The sequence below is a fragment of the Klenkia terrae genome, assembly GCF_037083865.1.
GTDB classification, from domain to species: domain Bacteria; phylum Actinomycetota; class Actinomycetes; order Mycobacteriales; family Geodermatophilaceae; genus Klenkia; species Klenkia terrae.
Genome location: NZ_JBAPLV010000027.1, coordinates 55,574 through 62,731 on the forward strand (window position 1 = coordinate 55,574; position 7,158 = coordinate 62,731).

Genomic DNA, 7,158 nt, shown 5'->3' on the forward strand with positions numbered 1-7,158 from the left:
ACCTGGCGATGATCAACTGCGGCGCTGAGGGGAGGATGGCCCCCGTGAGCTTCTCCCGGCTGGTCGAGGACGCCGTCGGCCGGTTGGCCGGGGTCGCCGAGCGCACCCCCGTGCAGCGCAACCCGCGGCTGTCGGCCATCACCGGCGCCGACGTCTGGTTCAAGCGCGAGGACCTGCAGGTCGGCCGCTCCTACAAGGTGCGCGGCGCCTACAACACGATCGCCCAGCTCGACCGGGGCAGCGCCGTGGTCACCGCCAGCGCCGGCAACCACGCGCAGGGCTTCGCGCACGCCTGCGCGACGCTGGGGGTGCGCGGCACGGTCGTCGTCCCCGGGACGACGCCCAAGCAGAAGCGGCAGCGGATCGCCGCGCTCGGCGGGGACGCGATCACCCTGCTGGTCGACGGCGACACCTACGACGACTCCGCCCGGGTCGCCGCCGACCTCGCCGCCCGCACCGGCGCGGTCGTCGTCCCGGCGTTCGACGCGCTGTCCACCGTCGCCGGGCAGGCCACCGTGGCCGTGGAGTTCCTGGCCCAGCTGGCGCGGGTGCCCGACGTCGTCGTCCTGCCGGTCGGCGGCGGCGGCCTGCTGGCCGGCTGCGCGACCTGGCTGCGCGAGCACGCGCCCGGGACCCGGGTCGTCGGCGTGGAGCCGGCCGGGGCCGCCGGGATGGCCGCCGCGCTGGTCGCCGGGGAACCGGTGACGCTGGCCGAGATCGACACCTTCGTCGACGGTGCCGCCGTCCGCCGGGCCGGGGAGGTCACCTTCCCGCTCGTGCGCGACGCCGGGGTCGAGGTGGTCGCGGTGCCCGAGGGCGCGGTCTGCACCGAGATGCTCGACCTGTACCAGGTGGACGGCGTCATCGCCGAGCCCGCCGGGGCGCTCGCCGGCGCCGCCCTGGCGTCCGGGGTGGTCACCGTCGACCCGGGGACGACGGTGCTGGCGCTGCTGTCCGGCGGGAACAACGACGTCAGCCGGTACGCCGAGGTGGTCGAGCGCTCGCTCGTGCACCGCGGGCTCAAGCACTACTTCCTGGTCGAGTTCCCGCAGGAGCCCGGGGCGCTGCGCCGGTTCCTGCACGAGGTGCTGGGCCCGGACGACGACATAGTGCTGTTCGAGTACCAGAAGCGTGACAACCGCGAGACCGGCGCCGCGCTGGTCGGCATCGAGCTCGGCGCCGCCACCGGCCTCACCCCGCTGCTGGCCCGGATCGCCGCCGGTCCGCTGCGCATCCAGCACCTGGCCCCCGGCACGACGGCCTACCGCTTCCTGGTCTGACCCGGGCAGGATGCCGGGATGACCGGCGTCCCCGAGGGCTTCGACCACCGCGTCCGCAAGGACGGCGACGTCGAGGTCACCCACCACGGCCGACCGGCGGCCACCCTCCGCGGGGCCGCGGCCGCCCGGTTCCTCGCCGACGTCGCCGCCGGGGCGGACCCCCAGCAGCTGATGGCCCGGGTGACCGGCAACTACGCCCGCGGCAACGAGCGCACCGCCCGCCAGCACCCCCGCAACCGGGGGCGCTGAGGCTCAGTCGACGAGGTCCAGCGCCGCGGCGACGACCGCGTCGGTGTCGATGCCGTGGTGGGCGTAGACGCTGGCCAGGTCGCCGGACTGGCCGCACCGGGTCACGCCCAGGTGCACCGCGGGCACCCGGTGGACGCCGGCCAGGAACGCCAGCGTGTGCGGGTGCCCGTCCAGCACGGTGACCATCGGGGTCGCCCGCTCGGCCGGGAAGGCCTGGTCGAGGACGGCGGTCGGGGCGTCGTCCTGCCCGCGGCGGGCCTGCAGCGCGCGGAACAGCAGCCCCGGGCTGGTCACCACGACCACGTCGGCGGGGTGGCCCAGCCCGGCGAGCCGGTCGGCGGCGGCCAGCGCCTCGGGGACCAGGGCGCCCATCGTCACCACCGTGACGGACGGGTCGGTCACCCGGCGCAGCGCATACGCCCCGGCCACCACCTGGCGACGTCGGCGCTCGCGGGCGGCCGGGTCCTCGGGGACCGAGGCCAGCGTCTGGTCGACCGGGCGGGTGGACAGCCGCAGGTAGGCGCTGGTGCCGTCGGGCCGGCCCAGCCGGCCGAGCGAGGCCAGCAGGCACCACTCGGTGTCCAGGGCGAACGCCGGCTCGTAGGTGACGACGCCGGGCTGCTCCAGGCCGATGGACGGCGTGGTGATCGACTGGTGCGCCCCGCCCTCCCCGGCCAGCGTCACCCCGGACGGCGTGCCGACCAGGATCGACTGGCCGCCGGCGTAGACGCCGAAGCTCCACGGCTCGAGCGCCCGGGAGACGAACGGGTCGTACATGACCCCGATCGGCAGCAGCGGCTGGTCCCACCGGTTCCACGTGGAACCCAGCTCGCCCATCAGCCCGACCAGGTTGACCTCGGCGATGCCGAGTTCGACGTGCTGGCCCGACGGGCGCTCGCGCCAGTGCAGGATCGTCTCGGGGTCGTCGGAGAACCAGTCGCGGCGGTCCTCGGCCGACCAGACGCCGACCTTGTTCACCCAGCCGCCCAGGTTCGTCGAGGACGACACGTCGGGGCTGACGGTGACCACCCGGGCGCCGGCCTCGGGCGCGGCCCGGTTGAGGTCGAGCAAGGTGCGACCGAGCGCGGCCTGGGTGGTCGCCGTCCCGCTCGGCGTCCGGCCCAGGTCGCTGGGGACGGCCGGGGCCTTCGCGCCCTCGTGCTCGGTGCGCCGCAACCGGGCGGCTGCCCCGGCCAGCAGCTCGGCGGGCGCGGAGCCCGGGTCGAACGGCGCCCACGGGTCGGCCGGGTCCACGCCGACCCGGGCGGCCAGCTCGTGCAGCTGGGCCTCGCTGAGCAGCGCGGAGTGGTTCTGCGGGTGGCCCTCGGTGGCCAGCCCGTAGCCCTTGAGCGTGTAGGCCAGCACCACGGTGGGCCGGGTGTCGTCGATCTGGCCGAACGCGGCACGCAGCGCGGCCAGGTCGTGCCCGCCCAGGTTTCGGACGGCGGCCACCAGGTCCTCGTCGGCCACCCCGGCGATCAGCCCGGCCACCGCTGCCGCGCCCTCGCCGTCCCCGGGCAGGTGCTCGCGCAGCTCGGCGGCGGTGCGCCGGAGCATCCGCTGGTACTCCGGGTTGGTCATGGTGTCGATCCGGTCGCGCAGCTCGGGGCCGCCGTCCCGGGTGAACAGCTCCTCCAGCAGGGCGCCGTACTTGACGGTGAGCACCTGCCAGCCGGCGGCGGCGAACATGCCCTGCAGCCGGGTCGCGCCGAACGTGGGCACCACCCGGTCCAGGGACTGCCGGTTGAGGTCGACCACCCAGACGACCTCGCCCAGCTCGGCGACCATCGGGTCGACCACGGCCTCCCAGACCGCGCCCTCGTCGAGCTCGGCGTCCCCGACCAGCGACCACTGGCGGCCCGCGCCGCCCGTGCCGAACTGGGTGTTGACGTAGCGGCGGGCGATCGCGCCCCAGATCGGCGCGGTCGCCCCGATCCCGACCGAGCCGGTGGAGTAGTCCGCCGGGACCGGGTCCTTGAGCCGCGACGGGTAGGACTGCAGCCCGCCGAACTCCCGCAACGTGGTCAGCTTCTCCGCCGGCAGCTGACCCAGCAGGTACTCCAGGGCGTGCAGCACCGGCGAGGCGTGCGGCTTCACCGACACCCGGTCCTCCGGGCCCAGCGTCTCCAGCCACAGCGCGGTCATGATCGTGGTGATCGACGCACTCGACGCCTGGTGCCCGCCCACCTTCAGCCCCGAGGGGTTGGGCCGCACCCGGTTGGCGTGGTCGACGATCGCGCTGGCCAGCCACAGCACCCGCTGCTCGACCTGGCGGAGGGTCGCGTCGTCGGTGCCGGGGTGCGCGGTCATGCCCGCCAGCATGCCCACCCGCACCGGCCTAGGGTGCGGGCGGGTTGTGCGCCCGGCCACAGCCCAGGACGCCGTCGTCCGGGTCGACCCCTGGGAGCCACCGTGGACCACGCCGAGCTGTCGGCCGCCTTCCTGTCCGACCCCGCCCCCGGGCGCCCGGCGCCCCGCGTGCCGACCGGCCCGGCCCGGGCGCTGCGCGACGCCGCGGAGCCGCTGGCCACGATCGGGTTCTGGGGCCGGCAGGCCTACGACGCGGTCGCCGCGCTCGGCCTGGAGTTCCTCACCGGCTACGTCTGGGGCCGGACCGCGCCGATGGGCGAGCCGACCGCGCCGGTGGTCGTCGCCGCGTTCGGGGTGTTCGAGCCCGGGCTGGTGACCTCACTGTACGAGCAGGCCCGCGGGATCGCCTCCCGCGCCGACGTGCTGGCCGCCCGCGAGCAGGGCGCGGTGGCCTCGCTGCACCAGGTCCTCGGCGACGTCCCGACCCGCGGGGTCGAGGCCGCGGTCGCCCAGCTGCGCCGGGCCACCGACGTGGCCGTGTCCGACGTCGCCGGCCGCCCGCTGGTGGCCGGCCTGGCGTCGCTCGACTGGCCGGACGACGCCTGGGGCCGGCTGTGGCACGCGCTGAACATCCTGCGGGAGCACCGCGGCGACACCCACCAGGCGGCCAACGTCGCGGCCGGGCTGACCGGCGTCCAGATGAACCTGGTGACGGAGTACTGGATCGGCTGGGAGCCGCGCGCCTACGCCGGCACCCGCGGCTGGTCGGCCGAGGTCATGGACGCCGCCGACGCCGACCTGCGCGAGCGCGGCTGGCTCGCCGACGGCGCGCTCACCGCCACCGGGCAGGCCGAGCGCGACCGGATCGAGCAGGCCACCGACGCGGCGATGGACCGGGTGCTCGCCCCCGTCGGCGACGACCTGCCCGCGCTCACCGCGCAGCTGGCGGCCTGGTCGGACGTGGTGGTGGCGGCCGGCTCGGCGCCCTCGGACCCCTACAAGCGCGTCTCCGGCTGAGACCGGGCGGCGATCGCCACCAGGTCGCGGGCCGGACCCGCCGGTGGGGAGTGGGCCGGACCGGTCCACACCGCGCGCAGCTCACGGGCCAGGTCCACCCCGGCGACCGGGACCTCGACCAGCCGCTGCTCGCGCAGGTCGGCCGCCACCGCCAGCCGGGACAGCACGGCCGGCCCCAGCCCGGCCCGGACCGACTCCCGGACGGCGGTCGCGGTGCTCAGCTCCATGGTGGGGACGGCGGACGGCGACGCCCCGGCCGACGCGAGCGCCTGCTCCAGGGCATGGCGGGTGCCCGACCCGACCTCCCGGGTGACCAGCGGGGTGCGGGCCAGCACGGCGGCCGACACGCTCCGCCGCGCGGCCCAGGGGTGGTCCGGGGCCACCACCAGCACCAGCCGGTCGGTGCCGACGACGCGCCGGGACAGATCGGCCAAGGGCTCCGGCCCCTCGACCAGGCCGAGGTCCACCGCCCCGTCGCGGACCAGCTGGGCCACCGCGGCGCTGTTGGTGGCGGTGAGCGTCACCTGGACCGGGTCGGCGCGGTCCCGCGCGCGCAGCGCGGCCAACCAGCCCGGCACCAGGTGCTCGGCCACCGTCATGCTGGCGGCCAGCCGCAGCCGGGCGGTGCCCTGGTGCCGGAGCGCGGCGAGCCCGGCGTCCAGGTCGTGCGCCGCCTCGACCACCCGAGTCGCCCAGGCGGCGAACGCCGTGCCGGCCTCGGTCAGCCGGGTGCCGCGGGCCCGCCGGTCCAGCAGGGCGACCCCGGCCCGCTGCTCCAGCGCGCGCAGCCGCGCCGAGGCCGCCTGCTGGGTGATGCCGTGCACCCGCCCGGCGGCGCCGATGCTGCCGGTGGCGACCACGTCGAGCAGCAGCTCGAGGGCGCCGAGGTCCGGGACGTGCGGGCTCAGCGGCACCCGGCGAGGCTAGGTCCGGCGACGCAGATGCACAAGCACGGCTTGTGCATGCACGCCCACGCCGTGCCTACCGGACCGGCCGGCGGGGGCGCACCGTGGAGCCATGACCAGCACCGTCGCCGCCGAGCCCTCCCCCGCGCCGGTCCTCGACCGATCCCGGTGGGCCGGCGTGGCCGCCATCGGTCCGAACTGGTTCGCCGCCCTGATGGGCACCTCGATCGTGGCGACCGCCGCGGCCACGCTGCCGGTGCAGGTCCCCGGGCTCCGCCTGCTGGCGCAGGCGGTCTGGGTGCTGGCCGCGCTGGTGCTCGTCGCCCTGGTCGCGGCCACCGCGGCGCACTGGGTGCACCACCCGGCGGCCGCCCGCGGGCACGCCTCGGACCCGGTGATGGTGCACGCCTACGGCGCCCCGCCGATGGGGCTGCTGGCCTTCGGCGCGGCCACCCAGCTGGTCGGCCGCGACCTGGTGGGGGCCCGGGCGGCGCTGGCGGTGTTCGCCGTCCTCTGGGTGCTGGGGACGGTGGGCGGGCTGGTCACCGCGGTCGCCGTCCCGGTGGCGCTGTTCACCCGGCCCGGCCGGTCCGGGGAGGCGTCCGGCAGCTGGCTGCTGCCCGTCGTGCCACCCATGGTCTCCGCGGCCACCGGCGCCCTGCTGGTGCCGGAGCTGCCCGCCGGCCAGCTGCGGACGACGCTGTTCACCCTGTGCTGGTCGATGTTCGGGCTGTCCCTGCTGGCCGCGTTCGCGGTGACCACGCTGATCTGGGGGCGGTTGGCCCGGCACGGCATCGGCCCGGCCGCCGCGGTGCCCACGCTGTGGATCGTGCTCGGGCCGCTGGGCCAGGCGGTCACCGCCGCCAACAACCTCGGCGCCCAGGCCGACCTGGCGCTGCCCGAGCCCTACGCGACCGCGTTCCGCGCGGCCGGGCTCGTGCTGGGCCTGCCGCTGTGGGGCTTCGCCCTGCTGTGGGTCGGGGTCGCCGCCACCGTGACGGTGCGGACCGCGCGCGCCCACCTGCCGTTCAGCCTGGGCTGGTGGTCGTTCACCTTCCCGGTCGGCACCCTTGTGACCGGCACCTCGGGGCTGGCCGCGCACACCGGGGAGACCTTCCTGCAGGTCGCCGCGGTGCTCTTCTTCGTCGGGCTGCTGGTCGCCTGGGCGACGGTCGCCGTCCGGACCGGGCGCGGGATCGCGTCCGGCGTCCTGCTCCGGCCCTGACCCACCCCAGCGTCGATCAGGGGCTCTGATCGAAGTCCGTCCTCCTGCACCAGATCTGGTGCAGGAGGACGGAATGTGGTGCACCCCCCTGATCAACGCTGGGGGACGGGGGTGCGGCTAGATGAGTAAGTCCGATTGGATCAGTGGTCGTAGGCGATCAGTGATCTTGTGA

The 7,158-nt window shown here is 76.3% G+C and carries 6 protein-coding genes; 4 read left to right on the plus strand and 2 right to left on the minus strand.

Annotated features, from left to right (window positions below; translation table 11 throughout):
• Nucleotides 1-44: 44 nt before the first annotated feature.
• A complete protein-coding gene (gene ilvA / locus UXQ13_RS19710) occupies nucleotides 45-1,280 on the plus strand; it encodes a threonine ammonia-lyase IlvA (RefSeq protein WP_225233399.1) in 1,236 nt (411 codons plus the stop codon).
• Nucleotides 1,281-1,298: 18 nt separating this feature from the next.
• Nucleotides 1,299-1,529: a hypothetical protein gene (locus UXQ13_RS19715; RefSeq protein WP_225233400.1), complete on the plus strand. Its 231-nt coding sequence runs from the start codon at nucleotides 1,299-1,301 to the stop codon at nucleotides 1,527-1,529.
• 3 nt (nucleotides 1,530-1,532) lie between these two features.
• On the opposite strand, the gene UXQ13_RS19720 is transcribed toward UXQ13_RS19715, so the two are convergent.
• A complete protein-coding gene (locus UXQ13_RS19720) occupies nucleotides 1,533-3,839 on the minus strand; it encodes a transketolase-like TK C-terminal-containing protein (RefSeq protein ID WP_336392817.1) in 2,307 nt (768 codons plus the stop codon).
• Between the two features lie 102 nt (nucleotides 3,840-3,941).
• Between UXQ13_RS19720 and UXQ13_RS19725 the strand changes: the two genes are divergently transcribed.
• Nucleotides 3,942-4,856, plus strand: coding sequence for an SCO6745 family protein (locus UXQ13_RS19725; RefSeq protein WP_225233402.1), 915 nt, complete (start codon nucleotides 3,942-3,944; stop codon nucleotides 4,854-4,856).
• On the opposite strand, the gene UXQ13_RS19730 is transcribed toward UXQ13_RS19725, so the two are convergent.
• A complete protein-coding gene (locus tag UXQ13_RS19730; RefSeq protein ID WP_225233403.1) occupies nucleotides 4,835-5,770 on the minus strand; it encodes a LysR family transcriptional regulator in 936 nt (311 codons plus the stop codon). The genes UXQ13_RS19725 and UXQ13_RS19730 overlap by 22 nt on opposite strands.
• 103 nt (nucleotides 5,771-5,873) lie before the next feature.
• Between UXQ13_RS19730 and UXQ13_RS19735 the strand changes: the two genes are divergently transcribed.
• Nucleotides 5,874-6,986 carry a TDT family transporter gene (locus tag UXQ13_RS19735; RefSeq protein WP_225233404.1) on the plus strand — a complete coding sequence of 371 codons (1,113 nt, stop codon included), beginning with the start codon at nucleotides 5,874-5,876 and terminating at the stop codon, nucleotides 6,984-6,986.
• Nucleotides 6,987-7,158: the final 172 nt, after the last annotated feature.

What these genes read in the sequence shown, in the direction of transcription:
- UXQ13_RS19735 (WP_225233404.1), top strand. Translation starts at nt 5,874, where the DNA reads ATGACCAGCACCGTCGCCGCCGAGCCCTCCCCCGCGCCGGTCCTCGAC.
- UXQ13_RS19720 (WP_336392817.1), bottom strand. Translation starts at nt 3,839, where the DNA reads ATGACCGCGCACCCCGGCACCGACGACGCGACCCTCCGCCAGGTCGAG.
- UXQ13_RS19715 (WP_225233400.1), top strand. Translation starts at nt 1,299, where the DNA reads ATGACCGGCGTCCCCGAGGGCTTCGACCACCGCGTCCGCAAGGACGGC.